The organism is Methylobacterium nodulans ORS 2060 (assembly GCF_000022085.1).
GTDB lineage: Bacteria > Pseudomonadota > Alphaproteobacteria > Rhizobiales > Beijerinckiaceae > Methylobacterium > Methylobacterium nodulans.
The window spans coordinates 2,013,998-2,035,526 of the sequence record NC_011894.1 but is presented as its reverse complement, the minus strand read 5'-3'; the positions used below and the strand labels follow the sequence as shown (position 1 = coordinate 2,035,526).

The following is a 21,529-nucleotide window of genomic DNA, read 5'->3' as shown; positions in this document are numbered from 1 at the left end:
GGCGTGCAGCCGCGGGGCGCCGCAACCCGGCGCCCCGCCGACGGGATCGGCCCGAGCTGTCAGACGAAGCGCAGATTGGCCTCCGTCAGGCTCGCGACGGTGGTGTTCAGGATGGTGACCGAGGTCTCCGCACCGAGGGTGATCACCACCGCGGAGCCGGCCTGCGCGCTCGCGGCCCACACCTGGTCGACGCGCGTGAACACGCCGCCGTTGAAGGACAGGATGTCGGCCTCCGGCCCGCCCGCGACGAAATCCTGCACCACGTCGCGGCCGTCGCCGCGCCCGAAGGCGAAGATGTCGCGCCCGGCACCGCCGACCAGCGCGTCGTTCCCGGCATTCCCGAACAGCACGTCGTCGCCGTCCTCACCGTTGAGGCCGTCGTCTCCGGCCCCGCCCGACAGCATGTCGCTGCCGGCCCCGCCCCCGAGGAAGTCGTTGCCCTCGTTGCCGAGCAGGAGGTCGTTCCCGATGCCGCCGAAGACCTTGTCGTTCCCCTGCTCGCCCGACACCGTGTCGTTCCCCGCATCGCCCGTGAGGAAATCGTTGCCGGTGCCGCCATAGACGCGGTCGTTGCCCGCCTCGCCGTAGACGCCGTCATCGTCGTCGTCGCCGAACAGCAGGTCGTTGCCGTCCTCGCCATGGACCTCGTCCCGGCCGAAGCCGCCCGAGGCGAAATCGTCCCCGGCGCCCGCCCCGATGAAATCCCGCCCGTTCTCCCCGAAGAGCAGGTCGTTGCCGAGCGCTCCGAACACCACGTCGTCGCCCCAGCCGCCCCGCAGGGTGTCGGCAGCGTCCGTCCCCGTGAGGCGCTCCGCGGCCGCGGGCGGGATCGGGTCGTCGACCTCGACCGCGAAGGCGAGCACCTGCGTCACCTGGGACGCGGCGAAGTTGTTGTCCGAGACCATGATCAGGCTCTGGCGGCTATCCGCGAGGCGCGGCCCGAAGGTCAGCCCCTCGACGTTGTCGAGGGTGATGCCGAGGGTGTCGAGATCGAGCAGCAGCTCCTTGCGCACCGGCGTGACGCCGTCGACCTGGATCGCCCCGTTGACCGCGCGGGCCGGCAGGGCGGCGATGCCAGACACATCCGTCGCCCCGGCGAGATCGATCTTGTAGAGCTTGATCCCGTTGCCGATGCCGGTCGAGAAGGAGCGTTCGAGGGCGAGCAGGTGGGTGCCGTTGTCGACCGCGAGCAGGTCGACGAGCCCGTTGGTGCTGAAGCCGCTCGCCGGGTTGGCCGCCCGGGCCACCGGGTCCGTGAGGTACACGAACTCGCCGGTGGCGCGGCCCGAAGCGAGATCATAGCGCAGGATGCGCGAGGCGGTGCCGTTGGCGGGGGTGGCGGCCGGCCCGTCCTGGGCGAGCGCGTTCTCGGTCGCCGTATAGAGCGTTCCCTGGTCCGGCGTGACCGTCAGGCTCTCGAAGGCGAGATTGTTGCGCACCCCGGTCGCGCCGGTCGGGCTCGGGCGGTACTTCGCATCCACCGGCAGCGCGGCGGTCTCGCGCCCGTCGAGGCCGAACAGGCGCACGAAGGGGTCGGTGAAGCGCCCGGAGGCCGCATCCGCCTCGCCCTCGGAGGAGACGAAGAGACCGCGGCCGGTGACCGCGATCCCCTCCGGATCGAGGGACAGGGCCGGGAAGGTGGCGCCATCCGCCTGCCGCAGGGCCGTCTGGCCGCGCAAGGTGACGTCGCCCTGGTCCAGACGCCCATCCGACAGGTCAATGCCGAGCCGGTAGAAGCGCGCCGGACCGAACTGGCTGCGGTCATCCGAGACGGCGAAGTACTGATCGGTGGTGCGATCGTAGCTGAGACCTGAGAGACCGCCGAGCTCCGTTCCGTCCGCCCGGAAGCCGGTCGGGAAGGTGGCCTGGCCGAGGAAGCTCACGCGGCCGAGGCGGCGCTCGGTATCATCGGTGACCGCCAGATCCATCGCGACGAGCCGGTGGTCGGAGCTCGGGAAGCCGCCGGGCAGGCTCGGCGTGTAGGTCCCGACCAGGGGGAAGGTCGGGTCGCTGCTGCGCGGCCAGAACACGCGGCCGGCGACCGGATCGAGACCGTTGAGAGAGGGAAGGACGTAGTCCACCCGCAGGTTGCCCGGCGCCGTATCGGCGAAATCGGCGGTGTCGAAGCGGGGATCGCCGGCCTGCCGGCTGTTGGCGCCGCCCTGCAGGGCCGCCTGCTCGGGACCGCCGAGGCTCGCGGGCGTGACGCTCGCGTCGACGAGCGGCGCGTCGAGGAGCTGGCGCGCCGCCTGGCCGACGCTGTCGCCGTCGAACGGATCGGCGTTCATGTCGCCGACGATCACGAAGCGCTCGCCGGCCTTAAGCCCGCCGCGGCGGCCCCGGTCGTCCACGATGTAGTCGCCGCGCCCGGGCTGGACGTAATCCGCCAGGAAGCGGATCTCGTCGGCGTTGCGCAGGCCGTTCCGGTCCTCGGGCCCGTCGAAAGTCGGGGGCGTCGGATGGGCGGCGAGGATGTGGATGGTCTTGCCATCGACAGTGACCGGCACGTCCCAGTGGCTCTTCGAGGACAGCCGGAAGACGGCGAGTTCCTCAGGCGAGTAGAAATCCTGCGGCGCCGGCGTCGCGGCATCGTCGGGCAGGCGGGCGCCCGGCATGTCCTTCCAGAGGAAATTCTGGAACGTGCGCGCGGAGGCGGCGTCGATCGGATAGCGCGAGAACAGCGCCATGCCGTACTGGCCCGGGAACTCGCCGAAGCCGAACGAATCGTCACCGTAGCCCCGGCCGCCCGGGGTCGAGACCGTGCGGCCGTCGTTGTTGAGGTCGAATCCCGAGGCGAGGCCGGTGTTGGACGGCGCGACGAAGACGTAGGGGTAGTCGATCCCCACCTGTCCGTTCTGGCCGACGGACAGGTAGTTGCGGCGGAAGAGGTCGGCCGCCAGGGACGAGCCGTTGGGACCCCTGTTGTCGTAGTCGAACTCGTTGATCAGGACGATGTCCGGCGCGCTGCGCTGGATGATCTCCGCGACCGTGCGGGCCTGCGGGTTGTCGGGCGTGCCGAGGTCGGTGATCAGCCGCCCCTCGGCCGCGCGGTTGAGCGATGCATTGAAGGTGGCAACACGGAGCCTGTCGGGAGCGGCGGAGGCGGCCATTGTCGAATTCCCCGGTCGGCCACGTCCGGGGCCGCGCCCCTGCGCGCCCCTCGTCGTGGCATGCGCGTTCTGAAGCCTGCCCCTTACGTCAATGTGACAGATCGCTTGCGGGGGGCAGCGGCCCCAAGGGCGCGGCGGACAGGAGGCCGCCGGCCGTGCTATGGCGCGGTTCACATGAGGTGCGGAGGATATGACGTGGAGCAGAGGGGCGCGGTCAGGATGACGCGGAGCAGGGCCGTGGCCCTGTGGCTCGTGATCGCCGGGCTGTTCTGCGCCGCCCCCGCCTGCGCCGAGGTGGTGGTCGGCGTCGCCGTGCCCCGCTCCGGGGCGGTGGCGGGAATCGGCGAGCAGGTGCTTCAGGGCGTGCAGGCCGCGGTGAAGGACGCCAACGGCCGCGGCGGCCTCGCGGGCGAGCCGATCGTGCTCGACATAGAGGACGATGCCTGCGAGCCCGGGCAGGCCGTCGAAGTGGCGGAGCGATTCGTCCGGACGGGGGTTCGCCTCGTCGTCGGCCATGTCTGCTCCAGCGCCTCGCTCGCGGCCTCCGACGTCTATGCGGCGAACGGCGTGGTGATGATCAGCCCGGCCTCCAATGCCGCGCGGCTGACCGACCGCGGGCTGTCGACCATCTTCCGGGTCTCCGGGCGCGAGGACGACCAGGGGCGGCTCTCGGCCACGATCCTGGCGGAGCGGTTCCGCGACAAGAAGATCGCGATCCTGTACGACGACACGCCGCTCTCGCGCAGCCTCGCGGATTCGACGAAGGCCAATCTCAACAAGATCGGCCAGAACGAGGCCCTGTTCGCCGCCATCGTGCCGGGCCAGACGGACGATGCTGCGCTGATCAAGCGCCTGCAGGCTTCCGGCATCGAGGTGGTCTATTACGGCGGCCACTACCAGGAGATGGGCAAGCTGGTGCGGACCGCCGCCGAACAGGGCTACCGGCCGCAATGGTTCGGCACCTCCGGCATCGCCACCAAGGAGTTCGGCACCCTCGCCGGCCCGGCCAGCAACGGGGTCCTCATGACCTTCAATCCGGACCTGCGCCGCAAGCCGGAGGCCGCCGCCGCCGTGAAGGCGCTCCAGGCCGACGGGATCGATCCCGGCGGCTTCGTGCTCTATGGCTATGCGGCCATGCAGGCGCTGGTCGAGGCCGGCAACTTCGCCAAGTCCACCGATCCGAAGGCCATCGCGGCCACGCTCCATGCGGAGCGGTTCAACCTCGTGCTCGGCAATGTCGGCTTCGACCAGAAGGGCGACGTCACGGCGCCCGGCTACGTGCTCTACGTCTGGCGCGACGGAGCCTTCACCTACGCGAATTGACGGCGCGCGATCATGAGCGAGCAGCCGGACGACTGATACGGCTTCCGGTTGATCCGTTTGGAGACAAGAGGGCGCGGGAACCGCGGGATCCCCTCTCCCGAGCGGGAGAGGGGTAGGGGTGAGGGTCCCGGACCGTGCCGCCAGAATCACTGAGCGTGGTGCTGGCAGCGGCCCGGTTCAGGGTCTCAGCGGACCCACCTGGACCCTCACCCCTGCCCCTCTCCCGCACGGGAGAGGGGTTCCCCGCGCGGACTCGTCTCGGAAGAAATCAACCGAAAACCGAATGATACCGGCCGGGAGGAAACCCCGCGGCCGCCCTACCGGGCCTGCCTGATCCGCGCCTCGGTCGCGGCGAGCAGCGTGCAGAGAGCGATAACCTCCGCGGCCGCCTCTACCTCGGCGAGGCTCGGATAGGAGGGGGCGAGCCGCAGCGTGCGGTCCTGCGGATCGCGGCCATACGGATGGGTGGCGCCCGCCGGCGTCATCGCGAGGCCGCAGCCGGCCGCAAGCTCCACCACCCGGCTGGCGCAGCCCTCCGGCACCTCCAGCAGGATGAAGTAGCCGCCCTGCGGGATCGTCCAGCGGGCCGCCCCCGTGCCGGCGAGATGGCGCTCCAGCGTGTCGGTGACGGCCTTGAACTTCGGCGCGAGCAGCCGGCGGTGGCTCTCCATCAGCCGGTCGAGCGCGCCCTCCTGGGCGAGGAAGCGGGCATGGCGCAGCTGGTTGAGCTTGTCCGGCCCGATGCTGCGCTTGCCCACATTGGCGAGGTACCAGCGCAGGTTCGCCGGAGAGGCGGCGAAGAAGGCGAGGCCGGCGCCCGCGAGCGTCACCTTGGAGGTCGAGGCGAAGACGAAGGGCCGCTCCGGCTGGCCAGCGGCTGCGGCCGCCTCCAGCACGTTGCGCAGGACGGGCCGGTGCTCCGTGAGGTGGTGGAGCGCGTAGGCATTGTCCCAGAACAGCCGGAAGTCCGGCGCGCCGGTCCGCATGCCGGCGAGGCGCTCGACGGTGTCGTCCGCGTAGGTTTCGCCGCCCGGGTTGGAATATTGCGGGACGCACCACATCCCCTTCACGCGCGGGTCCCGGACGCGGTCTTCGACCGCGCCCATGTCGGGGCCGTCCGGCGTCATCGGGACCCTCTCCATGATGATCCCGTAGGTCTCGCACAGGGCGAAGTGGCGGTCGTAGCCGGGGACCGGGCAGAGGAAACGGATCTCGCCCTCGCGCGACCACGGACCGGCGCCGCCCGGCACCCCCTTCAGCAGGGCGTAGACGAGGCAGTCGTGCATGAGCGCCAGGCTCGAATTGTTGCCGACCGCGATCTGCTCGGGCGGAGCGCCGAGCACGCCCGAGAAGAGGCGCCGCACCTCGGCCAGCCCCTGGATGCCGCCGTAGTTGCGGGCGTCCTCCCCCGCCTCGGTGAAGTGGTCGCGGTTGCCCGGAAGCGCGAGGAGCCCTTCGGAGAGGTCGAGTTGCTCGGGCGCCGGCTTGCCGCGCGTCATGTCGAGCTTGAGGCCCCGCCCCTTCAGCACCGCGTAGCGCTCCTGCAGGACGGCGAGGGAGGCGCGGAGGGTTTCGGGCGACTGATCGGACAATGGGCGCATGGGCTCGCTCGAATCGGCAGCCCCACCCTCTCCCACCGCGCTCGACGGGTCCAGAGGCTTGACGCCATGGCATCACCGCATGGCGCGCGCACGAAAAAAGGCGGCCCGCAGGGCCGCCTTTCGCGGTCGCCGAAAACGGATGTGCCTTACGCGGCCTCGGTCTGGGAGGCGGCCGCCTGGGTCGGGCCGGAATCCTGGCCGCGGGCGTTGACGTCGCGGTCCACGAACTCGATCACCGCCATCGGGGCGTTGTCGCCGTAGCGGAAGCCGGCCTTCATGATGCGGCAATAGCCGCCCGGACGGGTCTGGTAGCGCGGACCCAGCACCTCGAACAGCTTCTTGACCATGGCCTCGTCGCGGATCTGCGCGATGGCCTGGCGGCGGGCATGCAGGTCGCCCCGCTTGCCGAGCGTGATCAGCTTCTCGACCACCGGACGCAGGTCCTTGGCCTTCGGCAGGGTGGTGATGATCTGCTCGTGCTTGATCAGCGCGGCCGACATGTTGGCGAACATCGCCTTGCGATGCTCGACCGTGCGGTTGAACCGGCGGCCCCGGAAGCCGTGACGCATGGCTGTCTCCTTTGATTCTCGGCCGCCGTGCCACGGGCCGGCCGGTGTTGATTGATGGGGATGACGGGCGGGGAGGACGCGCCTCCCCGGGGGAGGGCTGCCCTCCCCGCGCCCGCCTCAGTAGTGCTCCTCGAACCGCTTGGCGAGGTCCTCGATGTTCTCCGGCGGCCAGCCGGGAACGTCCATGCCGAGGTGCAGGCCCATGGCGGCGAGCACCTCCTTGATCTCGTTGAGCGACTTGCGGCCGAAATTCGGCGTGCGCAGCATCTCGGCTTCCGTCTTCTGGATGAGGTCGCCGATATAGACGATGTTGTCGTTCTTCAGGCAGTTCGCCGAGCGGACCGACAGTTCGAGTTCGTCCACCTTCTTGAGCAGCGCCGGGTTGAAGGGGAGCTGCGGCGCAAGCGGTGCGGCCTCCTCCTTGCGGGGCTCCTCGAAGTTCACGAAGATCTGGAGCTGATCCTGGATGATGCGGGCCGCGTAGGCGAGCGCATCCTCCGGCGAGACCGCGCCGTTGGTCTCGACCGTCATGGTCAGCTTGTCCTTGTCGAGATCCTGGCCCTCGCGGGTGTTCTCGATGCGGTAGGACACCTTGGTGACGGGCGAGAACAGGGCGTCGACCGGGATGAGGCCGATCGGCGCGTCCTCGGGCCGGTTGCGGTCGGCCGGGACGTAGCCCTTGCCGGTGGCGACCGTGAACTCCATGCGGATCTCCGCCCCTTCGTCGAGCGTGCAGAGCACGAGATCGGGGTTGAGGATCTGGATGTCGCCGATCGTGCTGATGTCGCCCGCCGTGACGAGGCCCGGCCCGGTCTTGCGCAGCGTCATGCGCTTGGGCGTGTCGCTGCTCGACCGGATCGCGATGGTCTTGATGTTGAGGACGATGTCGGTGACGTCCTCGCGCACGCCGGGGATCGACGAGAATTCGTGCAGCACGCCGTCGATATGGACCGAGGTCACGGCCGCGCCCTGGAGCGAGGACAGCAGCACGCGGCGCAGCGCGTTGCCGAGGGTCGTGCCGAAGCCGCGCTCAAGCGGCTCGGCCACCACGGTCGCGATGCGCTTGGGGTCGTGCCCCGGGGCGACTTCGAGCTTGTTCGGCTTGATCAGCTCTTGCCAGTTCTTCTGAATCACCACGATCACACCTCTCGTCGACCTGTCGGACCCGCCCGCGCCCGGCCAGCCCGCGAATCGTCCTGACAGTCCCAATCCCAAAGGGAAGCGGATGCGGTCAGGACGCCGCGCTCAGACGCTTCCGCGCTCTCATCCCAACGGCCCGGGCTGCTGACGCAGCGGGCCGTTGACCCATCTCGCATTGTCGACATCAAGCCAAAGGCTTGGCGGCTATGCGAGAGCGGAACCAACGGTCACAAGAAAATGCCCGTTGGTATCAACAGAGAAGCCCAGCGTCCTCGCGGAGGACGCCGGGCGAACCGTTCCTGCTCCTGATCCCGACCGACGCCGCCATGGCGCGTGGGATGCGGCGCGCCGGATCAGACGCGGCGGCGCTTGCGCGGCCGGCAGCCATTGTGCGGGATCGGCGTCACGTCGCGGATCGACGTCACCGTGAAGCCCGCAGCCTGCAGCGCGCGGAGAGCCGATTCGCGGCCCGAGCCGGGGCCGGAAACCTCAACCTCCAGGGTGCGCATGCCGTGCTCGGCCGCCTTGCGGCCCGCATCTTCCGCCGCGACCTGGGCGGCATAGGGGGTCGACTTGCGCGAACCCTTGAAGCCCATCGCGCCCGCGGACGACCAGGAGATCGTGTTCCCCTGCGCATCCGTGATGGTGATCATCGTGTTGTTGAACGAGGCGTTCACATGCGCGACGCCGGAGACGATGTTCTTGCGTTCGCGACGGCGGACGCGGGTAGCTTCCTTGGCCATATTCTCTTTCGATCCTTCAGGCGCGCCCGTGGTGCCAGGCGCTCGGGACGGTATCGGACAAGCGGCGGTAAGGCGCCGCCGAACATGCGGGAGCGGAACCTCAGGGCCCCTCCCCCGCGGCGGATCACTTCTTCTTGCCGGCGATCGGCTTCGCCTTGCCCTTGCGGGTGCGGGCGTTGGTGTGCGTGCGCTGGCCGCGCACCGGCAGGTTGCGGCGGTGGCGCAGGCCACGGTAGCAGCCGAGATCCATCAGGCGCTTGATGTTCATCGCGACCTCGCGGCGCAGGTCGCCTTCCACGATGTAGTCGCGGTCGATGGCCTCGCGGATCTGCAGCACCTCGGCGTCCGTGAGCTGGTTCACGCGGCGCTCGGCCGGGATCCCCACCTTCTCGGTGATCTCCTCGGCCTTCTTGGGGCCGATGCCGTGGATGTACTGGAGCGCGATGACGACGCGCTTGTTGGTCGGGATGTTGACGCCTGCGATACGGGCCACGGGTAAGCTCTCCATTGCGTCCGGGGCGGACAGCCCTCACGGACGATCTCGTTTGGTTGTCGCGCGCGTCCGGTGGAGCCCGGCCCCTGCGCGCCGTCCCGACGGCAAATCGGCCCGCGCGGCCTCCCAGGAGGCACGCCGGGCCGTCCATGTCTGAACGAAGGAGGGCGGCCTAGCGCGGACGCACCGGCTTGTCAACCGGTCCGCCCGCCGCCCCGTCATGCCGAAACCGGCTGCAGGCCGCGCAGCAGCACCTCGACCGCACGGCTGACGTCGTCGATCGGGGCCATGCCGTCGATCGGCCGCAGGAGACCGGTCTGCGCGTAGTAGTCCGAGACCGGCGCGGTCTGGCTGCGATAGGCGTCGAGCCGGGTCTTGAACACCTCCGGCGTATCATCCTTGCGCACCGCCTCGCCGCGGGCGAGGGTCTCGGCGGCCCGCTTGGCAATGCGCCCGAGGAGGGCCTCCTCGTCCACCCTGAACTCGATCACGGCGTCGAGGCTGAGGCCCTTGGCCGCAAGCATCGCATCGAGGGCCTTCGCCTGCGCGACGGTGCGCGGAAAGCCGTCGAGGATGAAGCCCTTGCGGGCATCCGCCTCGTCGATGCGGTCCGCCACGATGCCGACCACCACCTCGTCCGGAACCAGCCCGCCGCTCTCCATGATGCTCTTGGCCTGGAGGCCGACGGGCGTGCGCGCCGCGACGGCGGCCCGCAGCATGTCGCCGGTCGAGAGCTGGGGGATCCCGAACTGCTCGACGATCCGTGCCGACTGCGTGCCCTTCCCGGCGCCCGGCGGGCCGAGGAGAATGATCCGCATAACCTGTTTCTCCCTTGCGCCCCGCGGGCGCTGGCGCCGCCCCGGGGCCGTTGTTCTAGAACGCCGCGGCGGGCCGAACCATCCGACCATGCTCCAAGCCGCGCAAGCACACCATGGCGAGTCGCATCCCGGACAATGATGATCAAGAGGGCCGGATCAGGAAAGCCACCCGGCCCTCGACGATGGACTAACGACGCCGGGCCCCGCGGAGCTTCGCCTTCTTCACCAGGCCCTCGTACTGGTGCGCCAGAAGATGGCCGTGAACTTGAGCAACCGTATCCATCGTGACCGAGACCACGATCAGGAGCGAGGTTCCGCCGAAGTAGAAGGGCAGCGAGGCGTAGGAGACCAGGATCTCCGGGATCAGACAGATCAGGGTGAGGTAGGCGGCGCCGATCACGGTGATGCGGCTCAGCACCTTGTCGATGTATTCCGCGGTGCGCTCGCCGGGCCGGATCCCCGGGATGAAGCCGCCATGCTTCTTGAGGTTCTCGGCCGTCTCCTGCGGGTTGAACACCACCGCCGTGTAGAAGAAGGCGAAGAAGATGATCAGCGCCGCATACAGGATCATGTAGAGCGGCCGGCCATGGCCCAGATAGGTCGCCAGCGTGGCGACGATGCCGGTGCCGTTCGGATCGGTCTGGAAGCTCGCCGCCGTGGCGGGCAGCAGCAGCAGCGAGGAGGCGAAGATCGGCGGGATCACGCCCGGCGTGTTGAGCTTGAGCGGCATGAACGAGGTCTGGCCCTCATACATGCGGTTGCCGACCTGGCGCTTCGGGTAGTTGATCAGGAGACGGCGCTGCGCGCGTTCCATGAACACGATGAAGTAGACCACCGCCGCGGCCATGACGGCGACGCCGAGGATCACGGCGGTCGAGAGCGCGCCCTGACGGCCGAGTTCGAGCGTGCCCGCAATGGCGGAGGGCAGATGCGCAACGATGCCCGCGAAGATGATCAGCGAGGAACCGTTGCCGATGCCCCGCGAGGTGATCTGCTCGCCGATCCACATCAGGAACAGGGTGCCGCCCGTGAGCGTGATCACCGTGGAGATGGCGAAGAACGGCCCGGGCTCCTGAACGATGCCGCCGGAACTCTGCAGGCCGACCGCGATGCCCCAGGCCTGGAAGACGGCGAGCACAACCGTGAGGTAGCGGGTGTACTGGTTGAGCACCTTGCGGCCCGACTCGCCCTCCTTCTTCAGCGCCTCGAGGGAGGGCAGCACCGAGGTCAGGAGTTGCACGATGATCGAGGCCGAGATGTAGGGCATGATGTTGAGCGCGAAGATCGCCATGCGCTCGACCGCCCCGCCCGAGAACATGTTGAACAGCCCGAGCACGCCGCCCTGCGCATTGGCGAAGCTCTGCCGGAGCGCGTCGGGGTCGATGCCCGGCAGCGGGATGTAGGTCCCGAGCCGGTAGACGATGAGGGCGCCGAGGGTGAACCAGATGCGCTTCTTGAGCTCCTCCGCCTTGGCGATGGCGCCGAAGTTCAGGTTGGCGGCGAGCTGCTCGGCTGCAGAGGCCATGACAGGGTCCTTGAGGGAACGGCAGCGATGAATCGCGCTCAGAAACAGGACGGCGGCCTCGCGCTGGTCGCACGGGCCGCCGCCGATCTCGATCGACTTAAGGTCTGCCTTACGCCGACGCAACCGCGCCGTCGGTCGCGGCGAGCGACTGGGTCACCGACCCGCCGGCCTTCTCGATCGCGGCGACCGCGGACTTCGACGCGCGGGCGACCTGGAAGGTCAGCTTCGCGCTGAGCTCGCCGACGCCCAGGATCTTCACGCCGTCGCGCACCCGCGAGACGATGCCCGCGGCGAGCAGCGCCTCGACCGTCACCGGAGCAGAGGGATCGAGCTTGCCGGCATCGACCGCCTGCTGGATGCGGCCGATATTGACCTCGTTGAGGTCGGTCGCCCCCGGATTGGTGAAGCCGCGCTTCGGCAGGCGCCGGTGGAGCGGCATCTGACCGCCCTCGAAGCCCTTGATCGCCACGCCGGTGCGGGCCTTCTGGCCCTTCACGCCGCGGCCCGCGGTCTTGCCCTTGCCCGAGCCGATGCCGCGCCCGACGCGCATCCGGTTCTTGGTCGCGCCTTCGTTGTCGCGAATTTCGTTCAGCTTCATGACGCCCTCCTCACGCCGCGTCGTCGAGGACGCGCACGAGGTGATGCACCTTCGCGATCATGCCGCGCACGGACGGGGTGTCCGGGAGTTCGGCGATGCGGTGGAGCTTGTTCAGCTTGAGGCCGATCAGCGTCTGGCGCTGGCTGGCCTCGCGGCGGATCGGCGAACCGATCTGCTGAACCCGCAGGGTCTTCTCTGCCATCAGACGCCTCCTTACGCCGCGTCGGCCGCGTCGGCGCCCGGCTCCGCATCGCGGCGGCGGGCCTGGAGGGTCGAGACCTTGAGGCCGCGGCGCGCCGCGACCGCCCGCGGCGAGTCCTCGCGCTTGAGGGCGTCGAAGGTGGCGCGGATCAGGTTGTAGGGGTTCGACGAGCCGAGCGACTTCGCCACCACGTCCTGCATGCCGAGAGACTCGAACACGGCGCGCATCGGGCCGCCCGCGATGATGCCGGTGCCCTGGGGCGCGGCGCGCAGGATGACCTTGCCGGCGCCGTGACGGCCGGCGACGTCGTGGTGGAGCGTGCGGCCCTCGCGGAGCGCCACGCGGACGAGGCCGCGCTTGGCCGCCTCGGTGGCCTTGCGGATCGCCTCGGGCACCTCGCGGGCCTTGCCGTGGCCGAAACCGACGCGGCCCTTCTGGTCACCCACGACCACGAGCGCCGCGAAGCCGAAGCGCCGGCCGCCCTTCACCACCTTGGCGACGCGGTTGATGTGGACCAGCCGGTCCACGAACTCGCTGTCGCGCTCCTCGCGGTCGTCGCGGCGACGACCTTCACGTTCACGTGCCATCAGATCACTTCCGGTTCACTGGCGCGGGCGGCGGTCCCGCTCGCATCGTTCGTTGTCCGCCGTGGCGCGGGGCACTAAGGGGCGCCCCGGTCCGGATCATCATTCCCATCAGCCCCAGGCTGCTAACGTAAGCCAAGTGCTGACGCAGCGGGCTGCTGACCATCTGGGATTTTCGATGCCGAGCCTTTGGCTCGACGAAAATCCGAGAACGGAACCAAGGGGCCTTGACAGGCCCCCTTGGTGTCAGAAATCCAGGCCGCCCTCGCGGGCCGCATCGGCGAGCGCCTTCACGCGGCCATGGTAGAGGTAGCCGGAGCGGTCGAAGATCACCTTGGTGACCCCGGCCGCCTTGGCGCGCTCGGCCACGAGCTTGCCGACCTCCGCCGCCGCCGCCTTGTCGGCACCGGTCTTGAGGCGGGCGCGCAGGTCCTTGTCCAGGCTCGACGCGGCCGCCAGCGTGCGGCCGTTCGCGTCGTCGATGACCTGAACGTAGATCTGCTTCGAGGAGCGGAACACCGAGAGGCGCGGGCGCCCGTTCGCCGCCGCGCGGATCGCCCGGCGGACGCGCGCGCGGCGCCGGTCGAGCAGGTCGATTTTGCGTGACATCGTCGGCCGCCCTTACTTCTTCTTGCCTTCCTTGCGGAAGATGAACTCGTCGGCGTACTTCACGCCCTTGCCCTTGTAGGGCTCGGGACTGCGATACTCGCGGATCTCCGCGGCGATCTGGCCGACGCGCTGCTTGTCGATGCCGGCCACGATGATCTCGACCGGACGCGGGGTCGTGATCGTGATCCCGGCCGGGATCTCGTACTCGATGTCGTGGCTGTAGCCGAGGGACAGCTTCAGCACCTTGCCGGCGACCGCGGCGCGGTAGCCGACGCCATTGATCTCCAGCTTCTTCTCGAAGCCCTTGGTCACACCCTCGACGAGGTTGGCGACCTGGGCGCGCGAGAGGCCCCACAGCGCGCGGGCCTCCTTGGTCTGCGAGCGGGGCTGGACCGAGATTGCGCCGTTCTCGTGCGTGACCGCCACCTGGTCGGGCACGCGGAACTGCAGCTCGCCCTTCGAACCCTTGACCTTCACGGTCTGGCCATCGACGGTGGCGGTGACGCCGGCCGGGACGGGTACGGGCTTCTTGCCTACGCGGGACATGTTCGTCTCTCCTGGTCGGGTACGCGCAGGTCAGAAGACCTTGCAGAGCACCTCGCCGCCGACGTTGCGCTCGCGCGCCTCGTGGTCGGCCATGACGCCCAGCGGAGTGGACACGATGGTGATGCCTAAGCCGTCAGCGACGCGCGGCAGGGTATCGACCGACGAATAGACCCGGCGGCCGGGCTTCGAGACGCGCTCGATGGAGCGGATCACGGGCGCGCCGTCGTGGTACTTCAGCTCGATCGCGAACTCGGTGCGCCCGTTGCCGTAATCGGTCGTGGCGTAGTCGCGGATGTAGCCCTCGGCCTTGAGCACGTCGAGGATGCGGGCGCGGAGCTTGGAGCCCGGCGTCTGCACGACGTTGCGGCGGCGCTGCTGGCCGTTGCGGATGCGGGTGAGCATATCGCCCACGGGATCGGTGATCATCGGTGGCGCCCTCCCCTCACCAGCTGGACTTCACGAGGCCCGGGATCATCCCGCGCGAACCGAGCTCGCGCAGCGCGACACGCGAAATGCCGAGCTTGCGGTAGAAGGCGCGGGGACGGCCCGTCATCTCGCAGCGGTTGCGGATGCGGGTGGGATTGGCGTTGCGGGGCAGCTCCGCCAGCTTGAGGCGCGCCTCGAAGCGCTCCTCCATCGGCAGCGACTCGTCGTTCGCCGTGGCGAGCAGCGCTTCGCGCTTGGGCGCGTAGCGCTTCACCAGCTCCCGCCGCTGCTTGTTTCTCTCGATCTTGCTCTTCTTTGCCATCTCTAAAGCTCTCCGGTTGCCGCGTCTGAGAAGCGGGCGCTCCTCACTGCCGGAACGGGAAGTTGAAGTGCTTCAGCAGGGCGCGGGCCTCGGCATCGGTCTTCGCCGTCGTGGTGACGACGATGTCCATGCCCCAGGCATTCTGCGCCTTGTCGTAGTTGATCTCCGGGAACACGAGGTGCTCGCGCAGGCCCAGCGCGTAGTTGCCGCGCCCGTCGAACGACTTCGGATTCAGGCCCCGGAAGTCGCGCACGCGCGGCAGCGCGATGGTGATCAGCCGGTCCATGAACTCGTACATGCGCTGCCTGCGCAGCGTGACCTTGCAGCCGATCGGCATGTTCTCGCGGACCTTGAAGGTCGCGATGGCCTTGCGGGCCCGGGTGATCACCGGCTTCTGGCCGGCGATCAGGCCGAGATCCTCGGCGGCGATCGAGGCCTTCTTGGAATCCTGGGTCGACTCGCCCACGCCCATGTTGATCGTGATCTTCTCGATCGTGGGCACCTGCATGGGGTTCGTGTAGCCGAACTCCTGGATCATCTTCGCACGCACGACCTCGTCGTAGTGCTTCTTGAGCCGCGGCGTGTAGCCGTCCTTGCGCGCCTCAGCCATCGATCAGATCTCCCGAGCGCTTCGCGAAGCGCACCTTGCGCCCGTCCTCCAGGATGCGGAACCCGACCCGGGTGGGCTTGCCGTCCTTCGGGTCGGCGACCGCGAGGTTCGACAGGTCGATCGCAGCTTCCTTCGAGATGATGCCGCCCTCCTGCGCCTGGGTCTGACGCTGGTGGCGCTTGACGAGGTTCACGCCGCGGACGAGCGCGCGGTTCTCCTTCGGCATCACCTGGATCACTTCGCCGGAGCGGCCCTTGTCGCGCCCGGTCAGGACGACCACCGTGTCGCCCTTCTTCACCTTCGCGGCCATCACAGCACCTCCGGGGCGAGCGAGATGATCTTCATGTGGTTGCGGGCGCGCAGCTCGCGCGGCACCGGCCCGAAGATGCGGGTCCCGATCGGCTCCTTCTGATTGTTGATCAGCACCGCGGCGTTGCGGTCGAAGCGGATCACCGACCCGTCCGGACGGCGCACGTCCTTGGCGGTGCGCACGACGACCGCCTTCATGACGTCGCCCTTCTTCACGCGGCCCCGCGGAATCGCCTCCTTCACCGACACCACGATGATGTCGCCGACGCCGGCGTACTTGCGCTTGGATCCGCCGAGCACCTTGATGCACATTACGCGACGCGCGCCGGAATTGTCGGCGACGTCCAGATTCGTCTGCATCTGGATCACGGCCCAACACCCTTTCCTTGTTTCAGGCAGGTCTCCGCGGCGCGGGATCGCGGCGCGGACGGCAGCCTGATGGGGATCTGACGTCCCCGCCATTGACGAGACCGCGCTGCGGCCGATCGGCCGGCGCGGTCAACGAACGCGACGATGGGCGCGAGCACCCGTTCGGTCTGTCGTGGAGGCCGGTCGGTTACACCGGATCGGCCCGCAATTCAAGCGGCAAATCGAGATGCCGCCCGATTCATGGGTGGCGCTGAACCCCTCTCCCGTGCCGGAGAGGGGATCCTGCCTCCGACCCGGTTACGCCTCGCTGGCGACCGCCTCGGCCCCGCCCTCGACCAGCTTCCAGGTCTTGAGCTTGGAATAGGGCCGCGACTCCTCGATGAACACCGTCTGGCCGACCTTGGCCACGTTGTTCTCGTCGTGGGCGTGGTAGTTCTTCGACCGGCGCACGGTCTTCTTCATCACCGGGTGGGTGAAGCGGCGCTCCACCTTGACCACCACGGTCTTGTCCTGCTTGTCGCTGATGACGACGCCCTGCAGCACGCGCTTCGGCATGGGCCCCTCTCCTTAGCCTTGCGCCGCCTGCAGCGTCTTCTGGCGCTGCAGGGTCCGGACGCGGGCGATGTCCCGGCGCACCTCGCGGATGCGCGCGACGTTCTCAAGCTGGCCCGTCGCCCGCTGGAAGCGCAGGTTGAACTGCTCCTTCTTCAGGTTGACGAGCTCCTCGCCGAGCTGATCGGGCGACATCGCGCTCAGATCAGACAGCCGCTGAGTCGACTTCATGGTGATGCCTCCCTCAGTCCACGATGCGCTGAATGAAGCGCGTGCGGACCGGCAGCTTGGCGGCGCCGAGCCGCAGCGCCTCGCGGGCGATGTCCTCGGCGACGCCGTCGATCTCGAACATGACCCGGCCCGGGTGGACACGGGCCGCCCAGTATTCGGGCGAGCCCTTTCCGGAGCCCATCCGGACCTCGGTCGGCTTCTGGGTCACGGGGACGTCCGGGAAGATCCGGATCCACACGCGGCCCTGGCGCTTCATCTCGCGGGTGATCGCGCGGCGGGCCGCCTCGATCTGGCGCGCGGTGACACGCTCGGGCTCCAGGGCCTTGAGGCCGTAGGAGCCGAAGTTCAGATCCGTCCCGCCCTTCGCGGCGCCGTGGATGCGGCCCTTGAACTGCTTGCGGAACTTCGTCTTCTTGGGTTGCAGCATCGCAGCCTCTCAAATCTCGGGGCGTGGCGGATCAGGCCGCGTGGTCGCGCCCGCCGCGATCGCCGCGGTCGCCACGTTCCGACCCGCGCTCACGCTCGCGACGCCCGCCCGAACGGCCGCCCTCCTCGTGGGCGCGCTTGTCCTGCGCCATCGGGTCGTGTTCGAGGATCTCGCCCTTGAACACCCAGACCTTGATCCCGCAGGTGCCGTAGGTGGTGAACGCGGTGGCCGTGCCGTAATCGACGTCGGCGCGCAGCGTGTGCAGCGGCACCCGGCCCTCGCGGTACCATTCGAGGCGCGCGATCTCGGCCCCGCCGAGGCGGCCCGAGCAGTTGATGCGGATGCCCTCGGCGCCGAGACGCATCGCCGACTGCACGGCGCGCTTCATGGCGCGCCGGAAGGCGACGCGGCGCTCGAGCTGCTGGGCGATCGAGTCGGCGACGAGCGTCGCGTCGATCTCGGGCTTGCGCACCTCGACGATGTTGATCGTCACGTCGGCCTTGGTCATCGTGCCGACGAGCTTGCGCAGCTTCTCGATATCCGCGCCCTTCTTGCCGATCACCACGCCGGGACGGCCCGAGTGGATGGTGACGCGGCACTTCCGGTGCGGGCGCTCGATCACGATCTTGGAGACCGCCGCCTGCTTGAGCTGCTTCATCAGCGCCTGGCGGATCGCGACGTCCTCATGCATGAGGCGGGCATACTCGCCCTTGTTCGCGTACCAGCGCGAGTCCCAGGTCCGGTTGATGCCGAGCCGGAGACCGATCGGATTGACCTTCTGTCCCATCAGTTCCTCCTCACGCGGCCTCGGCCCGGACCTCACGCACCACGATGGTGAGGTTCGAGAACGGCTTCAGGATGCGGGCACCCCGGCCGCGGGCGCGGGCATGGAAGCGCTTCAGCACGAGCGCCTTGCCCACATAGGCCTCCTTGACCACGAGGTCGTCGACATCGAGGTCGTGGTTGTTCTCGGCGTTGGCGATCGCGCTCTCGAGGCACTTCTTGACCTCGACGGCGATGCGCTTCTGCGAGAACTGCAGGTCGGCGAGCGCGGTCGCGACCTTCTTGCCCCGGATCAGCTGCGCGACGAGGTTGAGCTTCTGCGGGCTGACGCGCAGCATGCGCGCGACAGCCTTCGCCTCGTTCTCGGGGAGCGCGCGGGGTGCTGCTGCCTTGCCCATCTTAGCGCCTCTTCGCCTTCTTGTCGGCCGCGTGACCGTGGAAGGTCCGGGTGGGCGAGAACTCGCCGAACTTGTGCCCGACCATCTCCTCGGAGACGTAGACCGGAATGTGCTTCTGCCCGTTGTAGACCCCGAAGGTCAGGCCAACGAACTGCGGGAGGATCGTGGAGCGGCGGCTCCAGATCTTGATCACTTCGCTGCGGGTGGAGCCGCGGGCGGCCTCCGCCTTCTTGAGGAGGTAGCCGTCGACGAACGGCCCCTTCCAGACTGAACGTGCCATGGGTCGAAGCTCCTTCGCCCTACTTCTTGCGGTTGTGGCGGCTCGACACGATGAAGGTGTCGGTCCGCTTGTTCGAGCGGGTCTTCTTGCCCTTGGTCGGGAAGCCCCACGGGGTGACCGGGTGACGGCCGCCCGAGGTGCGGCCCTCGCCGCCGCCATGCGGGTGATCGATCGGGTTCATGGCTACGCCGCGGTTGTGCGGACGCCGGCCGAGCCAGCGCTTGCGGCCCGCCTTGCCGAGCGAGATGTTCATGTGGTCGGGGTTCGAGACCGCGCCCACAGTGGCGTAGCACTGGCCGTGCACGAGGCGCTGCTCGCCCGAGTTGAGGCGCAGCGTCACGTAGCCCTGGTCGCGGCCGACGATCTGGGCGTAGTTGCCCGCCGAGCGGGCGATCGCCCCGCCCTTGCCGATCTTCAGCTCGACATTGTGCACGATCGTGCCCACCGGCATGTTGCCGATCGGCATGGCGTTGCCCGGCTTGATGTCGACCGAGTCGCCCGACACGACCTTGTCGCCGGCCTTCACCCGCTGCGGCGCCAGGATGTAGCTCTGGGCGCCGCCCTCATAGGTCACGAGCGCGATGAAGGCGGTGCGGTTCGGATCGTACTCGATCCGCTCCACGGTCCCGACCTTGCCCGCATGCTCCCGCCGCTTGAAGTCGACGTTGCGCAGCGTGCGCTTGTGGCCGCCGCCGCGGAAGCGGACGGTCACCCGGCCGAGGTTGTTGCGCCCGCCCGAGGAGATCTTGCCCTCGGTGAGCGCCTTCACCGGCTTGCCCTTGTAGAGCTCGGACCGGTCCACGATCACGAGCTGGCGAAGGCTCGGCGTGACCGGCTTGAATGTCTTCAAAGCCATCGTCTTGATCCCTTAACGCCGTTCCATCACAGCCCGGTCGTGACGTCGATGGTCTGCCCCTCCTCGAGGGTGACGATCGCCTTCTTCACGTCCGAACGCTGGCCGCGCTGACCGCGGAACATCTTGGTCTTGCCCTTGGTGACGAGCGTGTTGACGCTCTTCACCTTGACCTCGAACAGCTTCTCGACCGCTTCCTTGATCTGCGGCTTGGTGGCCTTCGGGGCGACCCGGAAGACGACCTTGTTCAGCTCCGAGAGGTTGGTGGCCTTCTCGGTGATCACGGGAGCGACGATCACGTCGTAGTGGCGCGGATCCGCACTCATTTGAAACGCGCCTCCAGCGCATCGACGGCCGCGCGCGTCAGGACGAGCTTGTCGCGCCGCAGGATGTCGTAGACGTTGATGCCCTGCACCGGCAGGACGTCGATGGACGGCAGGTTGCGCGCCGCGCGGCCGAAGTTCTCGTCCACCTCGGTGCCGCCGATGATGAGGGCGTTCGACAGGCCGAGCTTGCCGAAGCACTCCTTGAGCGCCTTGGTCTTGCCGTCCTCGAGCCGCACGTCGTCGACGACGATCAGCGACGCGTCCTTGGCCTTGGCCGACAGCGCGTGCCGCAGCGCCAGCGCCCGCACCTTCTTGGGCAGGTCATGGGCATGGGAGCGCACCACCGGCCCGAAGGCGCGGGCGCCGCCGCGGAACTGCGGCGCCGAGGCCGCGCCGTGACGGGCGTTGCCGGTGCCCTTCTGCTTGTACATCTTCTTCGTGGTCCGGCTGATCTCGGACCGCGTCTTCACCTTGTGGGTGCCGGCCTGGCGCTTGGCGAGCTGCCAGCGCACGCAGCGCTGCAGCAGGTCGGCGCGGGGCTCCAGCCCGAAGATGGCCTCGTCGAGCTCGACCGAACCGGCGTCAGCGCCGTCGAGCGTCGTGATCTCGAATTTCATCACGCGTTCTCCTCAGCGGCCGGGGCCTCGGGGGCGGCTTGCGCCGCCTGCACGGCTCCGGCGGGGGCCGCGCCGTCGGCGAGTTCTCGGAACTTGCCCGGCATCGGCGCCTCGGCCGGCAGCTTGCGCTTGACCGCGTCGCGGACATGGATCCAGCCGCCGGCGACGCCCGGCACCGCACCCTCGACCAGGATCAGGCCGCGCTCCGGATCCGTGCGCACGACGCGCAGGTTCTGGGTCGTGACCCGCTCGACGCCGAGATGGCCCGGCATCTTCTTGTTCTTGAAGGTCTTGCCCGGGTCCTGACGGCCGCCGGTCGAACCGATCGAGCGGTGCGAGATCGAGACGCCGTGCGACGCCCGCAGACCGCCGAAGTTCCAGCGCTTCATGCCGCCGGCGAAGCCCTTACCCGTGGTGATGCCCGTCACGTCGACGAACTGGCCCGGGATGAAGTGGTCCGCAGTGATCTCGGCGCCGACCGGAATCAGCGCGTCCTCGCTGACGCGGAACTCGGCGAGCTTGCGCTTCGGCTCGACCTTGGCGATCGCGAAGCGACCGCGCTCGGCCTTGGACACGTTCTTGACCTTGGCCTTGCCGACGCCGACCTGCAGCGCGACGTAGCCGTTCTTCTCGACCGTGCGGTGGGCCACCACCTGGCACTGATCGACCTTGAGCACGGTGACCGGAACATGCTCGCCGGCGTCCGTGAAGACGCGGGTCATGCCGACCTTCTGTGCGATGACTCCTGAGCGCATGGTTCTCCCCCGCGCAGTTCTGCCCGAAAGCTCCAAGGATCCGCCAGGATCCCCTAGAGCTTGATCTCCACGTCCACGCCCGCGGCGAGGTCGAGCTTCATCAGCGCGTCCACGGTCTGCGGGGTGGGGTCGACGATGTCGAGCACGCGCTTGTGGGTGCGCATCTCGAACTGCTCGCGCGACTTCTTGTCGATGTGCGGCGAGCGGTTGACGGTGAAGCGCTCGATCCGGGTCGGCAGCGGGATGGGCCCGCGGACCTGCGCACCGGTCCGCTTCGCCGTCGAGACGATCTCGCGGGTCGACGAATCCAGGATGCGATGATCGAACGCCTTGAGGCGAATGCGGATGTTCTGGCCGTTCATGGGTCTTTAAGTCCTCGCGACGGGGAAGGGGCGGGCTCGAGGGCCCGC

The 21,529-nt window shown here is 68.8% G+C and carries 30 protein-coding genes; 1 reads left to right on the top strand and 29 read right to left on the bottom strand.

The window, feature by feature from the left end; translation table 11 throughout:
• Positions 1 to 59: 59 nt before the first annotated feature.
• Positions 60 to 3,110 (bottom strand): esterase-like activity of phytase family protein, encoded by a 3,051-nt coding sequence (locus MNOD_RS09355; RefSeq protein WP_015928614.1) that lies wholly within the window; start codon positions 3,108 to 3,110, stop codon positions 60 to 62.
• Between the two features lie 219 nt (positions 3,111 to 3,329).
• On the opposite strand from MNOD_RS09355, the gene MNOD_RS09350 reads away from it, so the two are divergent.
• Entirely contained in the window at positions 3,330 to 4,433 is a 1,104-nt protein-coding gene (locus tag MNOD_RS09350) for a branched-chain amino acid ABC transporter substrate-binding protein (protein ID WP_043748392.1), read from the top strand.
• Between the two features lie 317 nt (positions 4,434 to 4,750).
• On the opposite strand, the gene MNOD_RS09345 is transcribed toward MNOD_RS09350, so the two are convergent.
• The 28 genes from MNOD_RS09345 to rpsJ all read right to left on the bottom strand — a co-directional run bounded on the left by MNOD_RS09345 (position 4,751) and on the right by rpsJ (position 21,481).
• Positions 4,751 to 6,034: an aspartate aminotransferase type Ic gene (locus tag MNOD_RS09345; RefSeq protein ID WP_015928612.1), complete on the bottom strand. Its 1,284-nt coding sequence runs from the start codon at positions 6,032 to 6,034 to the stop codon at positions 4,751 to 4,753.
• Positions 6,035 to 6,180: 146 nt separating this feature from the next.
• Positions 6,181 to 6,603 carry a 50S ribosomal protein L17 gene (gene rplQ, locus MNOD_RS09340; RefSeq protein WP_015928611.1) on the bottom strand — a complete coding sequence of 141 codons (423 nt, stop codon included), beginning with the start codon at positions 6,601 to 6,603 and terminating at the stop codon, positions 6,181 to 6,183.
• A gap of 117 nt (positions 6,604 to 6,720) precedes the next feature.
• Positions 6,721 to 7,740: a DNA-directed RNA polymerase subunit alpha gene (locus MNOD_RS09335; protein ID WP_015928610.1), complete on the bottom strand. Its 1,020-nt coding sequence runs from the start codon at positions 7,738 to 7,740 to the stop codon at positions 6,721 to 6,723.
• A 356-nt stretch (positions 7,741 to 8,096) separates the two neighbouring features.
• Positions 8,097 to 8,486, bottom strand: coding sequence for a 30S ribosomal protein S11 (gene rpsK, locus MNOD_RS09330; protein ID WP_015928609.1), 390 nt, complete (start codon positions 8,484 to 8,486; stop codon positions 8,097 to 8,099).
• Positions 8,487 to 8,610: 124 nt separating this feature from the next.
• Complete coding sequence (rpsM, locus tag MNOD_RS09325) at positions 8,611 to 8,979, bottom strand: 30S ribosomal protein S13 (RefSeq protein WP_015928608.1); 369 nt, start codon at positions 8,977 to 8,979, stop codon at positions 8,611 to 8,613.
• A 218-nt stretch (positions 8,980 to 9,197) separates the two neighbouring features.
• Positions 9,198 to 9,797 (bottom strand): adenylate kinase, encoded by a 600-nt coding sequence (locus tag MNOD_RS09320; RefSeq protein WP_015928607.1) that lies wholly within the window; start codon positions 9,795 to 9,797, stop codon positions 9,198 to 9,200.
• Positions 9,798 to 9,984: 187 nt separating this feature from the next.
• The gene (secY, locus tag MNOD_RS09315) at positions 9,985 to 11,322 is read right to left on the bottom strand and encodes a preprotein translocase subunit SecY (protein ID WP_015928606.1); all 1,338 of its coding nucleotides are present in this window, start codon (positions 11,320 to 11,322) and stop codon (positions 9,985 to 9,987) included.
• Between the two features lie 109 nt (positions 11,323 to 11,431).
• Complete coding sequence (gene rplO, locus MNOD_RS09310; RefSeq protein WP_015928605.1) at positions 11,432 to 11,920, bottom strand: 50S ribosomal protein L15; 489 nt, start codon at positions 11,918 to 11,920, stop codon at positions 11,432 to 11,434.
• Positions 11,921 to 11,930: 10 nt separating this feature from the next.
• Positions 11,931 to 12,122, bottom strand: a complete 192-nt coding sequence (gene rpmD / locus MNOD_RS09305) for a 50S ribosomal protein L30 (protein ID WP_015928604.1) — start codon at positions 12,120 to 12,122, stop codon at positions 11,931 to 11,933.
• A gap of 11 nt (positions 12,123 to 12,133) precedes the next feature.
• A complete protein-coding gene (rpsE, locus tag MNOD_RS09300; protein ID WP_015928603.1) occupies positions 12,134 to 12,709 on the bottom strand; it encodes a 30S ribosomal protein S5 in 576 nt (191 codons plus the stop codon).
• Between the two features lie 243 nt (positions 12,710 to 12,952).
• Positions 12,953 to 13,315: a 50S ribosomal protein L18 gene (rplR, locus tag MNOD_RS09295; protein WP_015928602.1), complete on the bottom strand. Its 363-nt coding sequence runs from the start codon at positions 13,313 to 13,315 to the stop codon at positions 12,953 to 12,955.
• 12 nt (positions 13,316 to 13,327) lie between these two features.
• Positions 13,328 to 13,861 (bottom strand): 50S ribosomal protein L6, encoded by a 534-nt coding sequence (rplF, locus tag MNOD_RS09290; protein ID WP_015928601.1) that lies wholly within the window; start codon positions 13,859 to 13,861, stop codon positions 13,328 to 13,330.
• Positions 13,862 to 13,891: 30 nt separating this feature from the next.
• Complete coding sequence (rpsH, locus tag MNOD_RS09285; protein ID WP_015928600.1) at positions 13,892 to 14,287, bottom strand: 30S ribosomal protein S8; 396 nt, start codon at positions 14,285 to 14,287, stop codon at positions 13,892 to 13,894.
• Positions 14,288 to 14,303: 16 nt separating this feature from the next.
• Positions 14,304 to 14,609 (bottom strand): 30S ribosomal protein S14, encoded by a 306-nt coding sequence (rpsN, locus tag MNOD_RS09280; RefSeq protein ID WP_015928599.1) that lies wholly within the window; start codon positions 14,607 to 14,609, stop codon positions 14,304 to 14,306.
• Between the two features lie 43 nt (positions 14,610 to 14,652).
• Positions 14,653 to 15,219: a 50S ribosomal protein L5 gene (gene rplE, locus MNOD_RS09275; protein ID WP_015928598.1), complete on the bottom strand. Its 567-nt coding sequence runs from the start codon at positions 15,217 to 15,219 to the stop codon at positions 14,653 to 14,655.
• Complete coding sequence (gene rplX / locus MNOD_RS09270; protein WP_015928597.1) at positions 15,212 to 15,529, bottom strand: 50S ribosomal protein L24; 318 nt, start codon at positions 15,527 to 15,529, stop codon at positions 15,212 to 15,214. The genes rplE and rplX overlap by 8 nt, the downstream gene beginning before the upstream one ends.
• Positions 15,529 to 15,897, bottom strand: coding sequence for a 50S ribosomal protein L14 (gene rplN / locus MNOD_RS09265; protein ID WP_012330332.1), 369 nt, complete (start codon positions 15,895 to 15,897; stop codon positions 15,529 to 15,531). Before rplN ends, rplX begins: the two co-directional genes overlap by 1 nt.
• A 297-nt stretch (positions 15,898 to 16,194) precedes the next feature.
• Complete coding sequence (gene rpsQ, locus MNOD_RS09260; protein ID WP_015928595.1) at positions 16,195 to 16,452, bottom strand: 30S ribosomal protein S17; 258 nt, start codon at positions 16,450 to 16,452, stop codon at positions 16,195 to 16,197.
• A 12-nt stretch (positions 16,453 to 16,464) separates the two neighbouring features.
• Complete coding sequence (gene rpmC, locus MNOD_RS09255; RefSeq protein ID WP_015928594.1) at positions 16,465 to 16,680, bottom strand: 50S ribosomal protein L29; 216 nt, start codon at positions 16,678 to 16,680, stop codon at positions 16,465 to 16,467.
• Positions 16,681 to 16,693: 13 nt separating this feature from the next.
• Positions 16,694 to 17,107 (bottom strand): 50S ribosomal protein L16, encoded by a 414-nt coding sequence (rplP, locus tag MNOD_RS09250; RefSeq protein ID WP_015928593.1) that lies wholly within the window; start codon positions 17,105 to 17,107, stop codon positions 16,694 to 16,696.
• Positions 17,108 to 17,138: 31 nt separating this feature from the next.
• Positions 17,139 to 17,894 carry a 30S ribosomal protein S3 gene (gene rpsC / locus MNOD_RS09245; RefSeq protein ID WP_015928592.1) on the bottom strand — a complete coding sequence of 252 codons (756 nt, stop codon included), beginning with the start codon at positions 17,892 to 17,894 and terminating at the stop codon, positions 17,139 to 17,141.
• A gap of 10 nt (positions 17,895 to 17,904) precedes the next feature.
• Positions 17,905 to 18,288: a 50S ribosomal protein L22 gene (gene rplV / locus MNOD_RS09240; protein ID WP_015928591.1), complete on the bottom strand. Its 384-nt coding sequence runs from the start codon at positions 18,286 to 18,288 to the stop codon at positions 17,905 to 17,907.
• Position 18,289: 1 nt separating this feature from the next.
• Positions 18,290 to 18,568 (bottom strand): 30S ribosomal protein S19, encoded by a 279-nt coding sequence (gene rpsS, locus MNOD_RS09235; protein WP_015928590.1) that lies wholly within the window; start codon positions 18,566 to 18,568, stop codon positions 18,290 to 18,292.
• 19 nt (positions 18,569 to 18,587) lie between these two features.
• Complete coding sequence (rplB, locus tag MNOD_RS09230) at positions 18,588 to 19,424, bottom strand: 50S ribosomal protein L2 (RefSeq protein ID WP_015928589.1); 837 nt, start codon at positions 19,422 to 19,424, stop codon at positions 18,588 to 18,590.
• A 26-nt stretch (positions 19,425 to 19,450) separates the two neighbouring features.
• The gene (locus MNOD_RS09225) at positions 19,451 to 19,747 is read right to left on the bottom strand and encodes a 50S ribosomal protein L23 (protein ID WP_015928588.1); all 297 of its coding nucleotides are present in this window, start codon (positions 19,745 to 19,747) and stop codon (positions 19,451 to 19,453) included.
• Positions 19,744 to 20,364, bottom strand: coding sequence for a 50S ribosomal protein L4 (gene rplD / locus MNOD_RS09220; protein WP_015928587.1), 621 nt, complete (start codon positions 20,362 to 20,364; stop codon positions 19,744 to 19,746). The genes MNOD_RS09225 and rplD overlap by 4 nt, the downstream gene beginning before the upstream one ends.
• Positions 20,364 to 21,119, bottom strand: a complete 756-nt coding sequence (gene rplC, locus MNOD_RS09215) for a 50S ribosomal protein L3 (protein ID WP_015928586.1) — start codon at positions 21,117 to 21,119, stop codon at positions 20,364 to 20,366. Before rplC ends, rplD begins: the two co-directional genes overlap by 1 nt.
• Positions 21,120 to 21,172: 53 nt before the next feature.
• Positions 21,173 to 21,481, bottom strand: a complete 309-nt coding sequence (gene rpsJ, locus MNOD_RS09210) for a 30S ribosomal protein S10 (RefSeq protein WP_012330343.1) — start codon at positions 21,479 to 21,481, stop codon at positions 21,173 to 21,175.
• Between the last annotated feature and the right edge of the window lie 48 nt (positions 21,482 to 21,529).

Coding starts and splice junctions, on each gene's coding strand:
- rpsQ (WP_015928595.1), bottom strand. CDS start 16,452: ATGCCGAAGCGCGTGCTGCAGGGCGTCGTCATCAGCGACAAGCAGGAC.
- rpsE (WP_015928603.1), bottom strand. CDS start 12,709: ATGGCACGTGAACGTGAAGGTCGTCGCCGCGACGACCGCGAGGAGCGC.
- rplQ (WP_015928611.1), bottom strand. CDS start 6,603: ATGCGTCACGGCTTCCGGGGCCGCCGGTTCAACCGCACGGTCGAGCAT.
- rpmD (WP_015928604.1), bottom strand. CDS start 12,122: ATGGCAGAGAAGACCCTGCGGGTTCAGCAGATCGGTTCGCCGATCCGC.
- rpmC (WP_015928594.1), bottom strand. CDS start 16,680: ATGAAGTCGACTCAGCGGCTGTCTGATCTGAGCGCGATGTCGCCCGAT.
- secY (WP_015928606.1), bottom strand. CDS start 11,322: ATGGCCTCTGCAGCCGAGCAGCTCGCCGCCAACCTGAACTTCGGCGCC.
- rpsS (WP_015928590.1), bottom strand. CDS start 18,568: ATGGCACGTTCAGTCTGGAAGGGGCCGTTCGTCGACGGCTACCTCCTC.
- MNOD_RS09225 (WP_015928588.1), bottom strand. CDS start 19,747: ATGAGTGCGGATCCGCGCCACTACGACGTGATCGTCGCTCCCGTGATC.
- rplP (WP_015928593.1), bottom strand. CDS start 17,107: ATGCTGCAACCCAAGAAGACGAAGTTCCGCAAGCAGTTCAAGGGCCGC.
- rplC (WP_015928586.1), bottom strand. CDS start 21,119: ATGCGCTCAGGAGTCATCGCACAGAAGGTCGGCATGACCCGCGTCTTC.
- rplE (WP_015928598.1), bottom strand. CDS start 15,219: ATGGCTGAGGCGCGCAAGGACGGCTACACGCCGCGGCTCAAGAAGCAC.
- rplV (WP_015928591.1), bottom strand. CDS start 18,288: ATGGGCAAGGCAGCAGCACCCCGCGCGCTCCCCGAGAACGAGGCGAAG.
- MNOD_RS09350 (WP_043748392.1), top strand. CDS start 3,330: ATGACGCGGAGCAGGGCCGTGGCCCTGTGGCTCGTGATCGCCGGGCTG.
- rplX (WP_015928597.1), bottom strand. CDS start 15,529: ATGGCCGCGAAGGTGAAGAAGGGCGACACGGTGGTCGTCCTGACCGGG.
- rplF (WP_015928601.1), bottom strand. CDS start 13,861: ATGTCCCGCGTAGGCAAGAAGCCCGTACCCGTCCCGGCCGGCGTCACC.
- rplD (WP_015928587.1), bottom strand. CDS start 20,364: ATGAAATTCGAGATCACGACGCTCGACGGCGCTGACGCCGGTTCGGTC.
- rpsK (WP_015928609.1), bottom strand. CDS start 8,486: ATGGCCAAGGAAGCTACCCGCGTCCGCCGTCGCGAACGCAAGAACATC.
- rpsJ (WP_012330343.1), bottom strand. CDS start 21,481: ATGAACGGCCAGAACATCCGCATTCGCCTCAAGGCGTTCGATCATCGC.
- MNOD_RS09355 (WP_015928614.1), bottom strand. CDS start 3,110: ATGGCCGCCTCCGCCGCTCCCGACAGGCTCCGTGTTGCCACCTTCAAT.
- rpsH (WP_015928600.1), bottom strand. CDS start 14,287: ATGATCACCGATCCCGTGGGCGATATGCTCACCCGCATCCGCAACGGC.
- rplO (WP_015928605.1), bottom strand. CDS start 11,920: ATGAAGCTGAACGAAATTCGCGACAACGAAGGCGCGACCAAGAACCGG.
- rpsN (WP_015928599.1), bottom strand. CDS start 14,609: ATGGCAAAGAAGAGCAAGATCGAGAGAAACAAGCAGCGGCGGGAGCTG.
- rpsC (WP_015928592.1), bottom strand. CDS start 17,894: ATGGGACAGAAGGTCAATCCGATCGGTCTCCGGCTCGGCATCAACCGG.
- MNOD_RS09345 (WP_015928612.1), bottom strand. CDS start 6,034: ATGCGCCCATTGTCCGATCAGTCGCCCGAAACCCTCCGCGCCTCCCTC.
- MNOD_RS09320 (WP_015928607.1), bottom strand. CDS start 9,797: ATGCGGATCATTCTCCTCGGCCCGCCGGGCGCCGGGAAGGGCACGCAG.
- rplB (WP_015928589.1), bottom strand. CDS start 19,424: ATGGCTTTGAAGACATTCAAGCCGGTCACGCCGAGCCTTCGCCAGCTC.
- rplR (WP_015928602.1), bottom strand. CDS start 13,315: ATGTCACGCAAAATCGACCTGCTCGACCGGCGCCGCGCGCGCGTCCGC.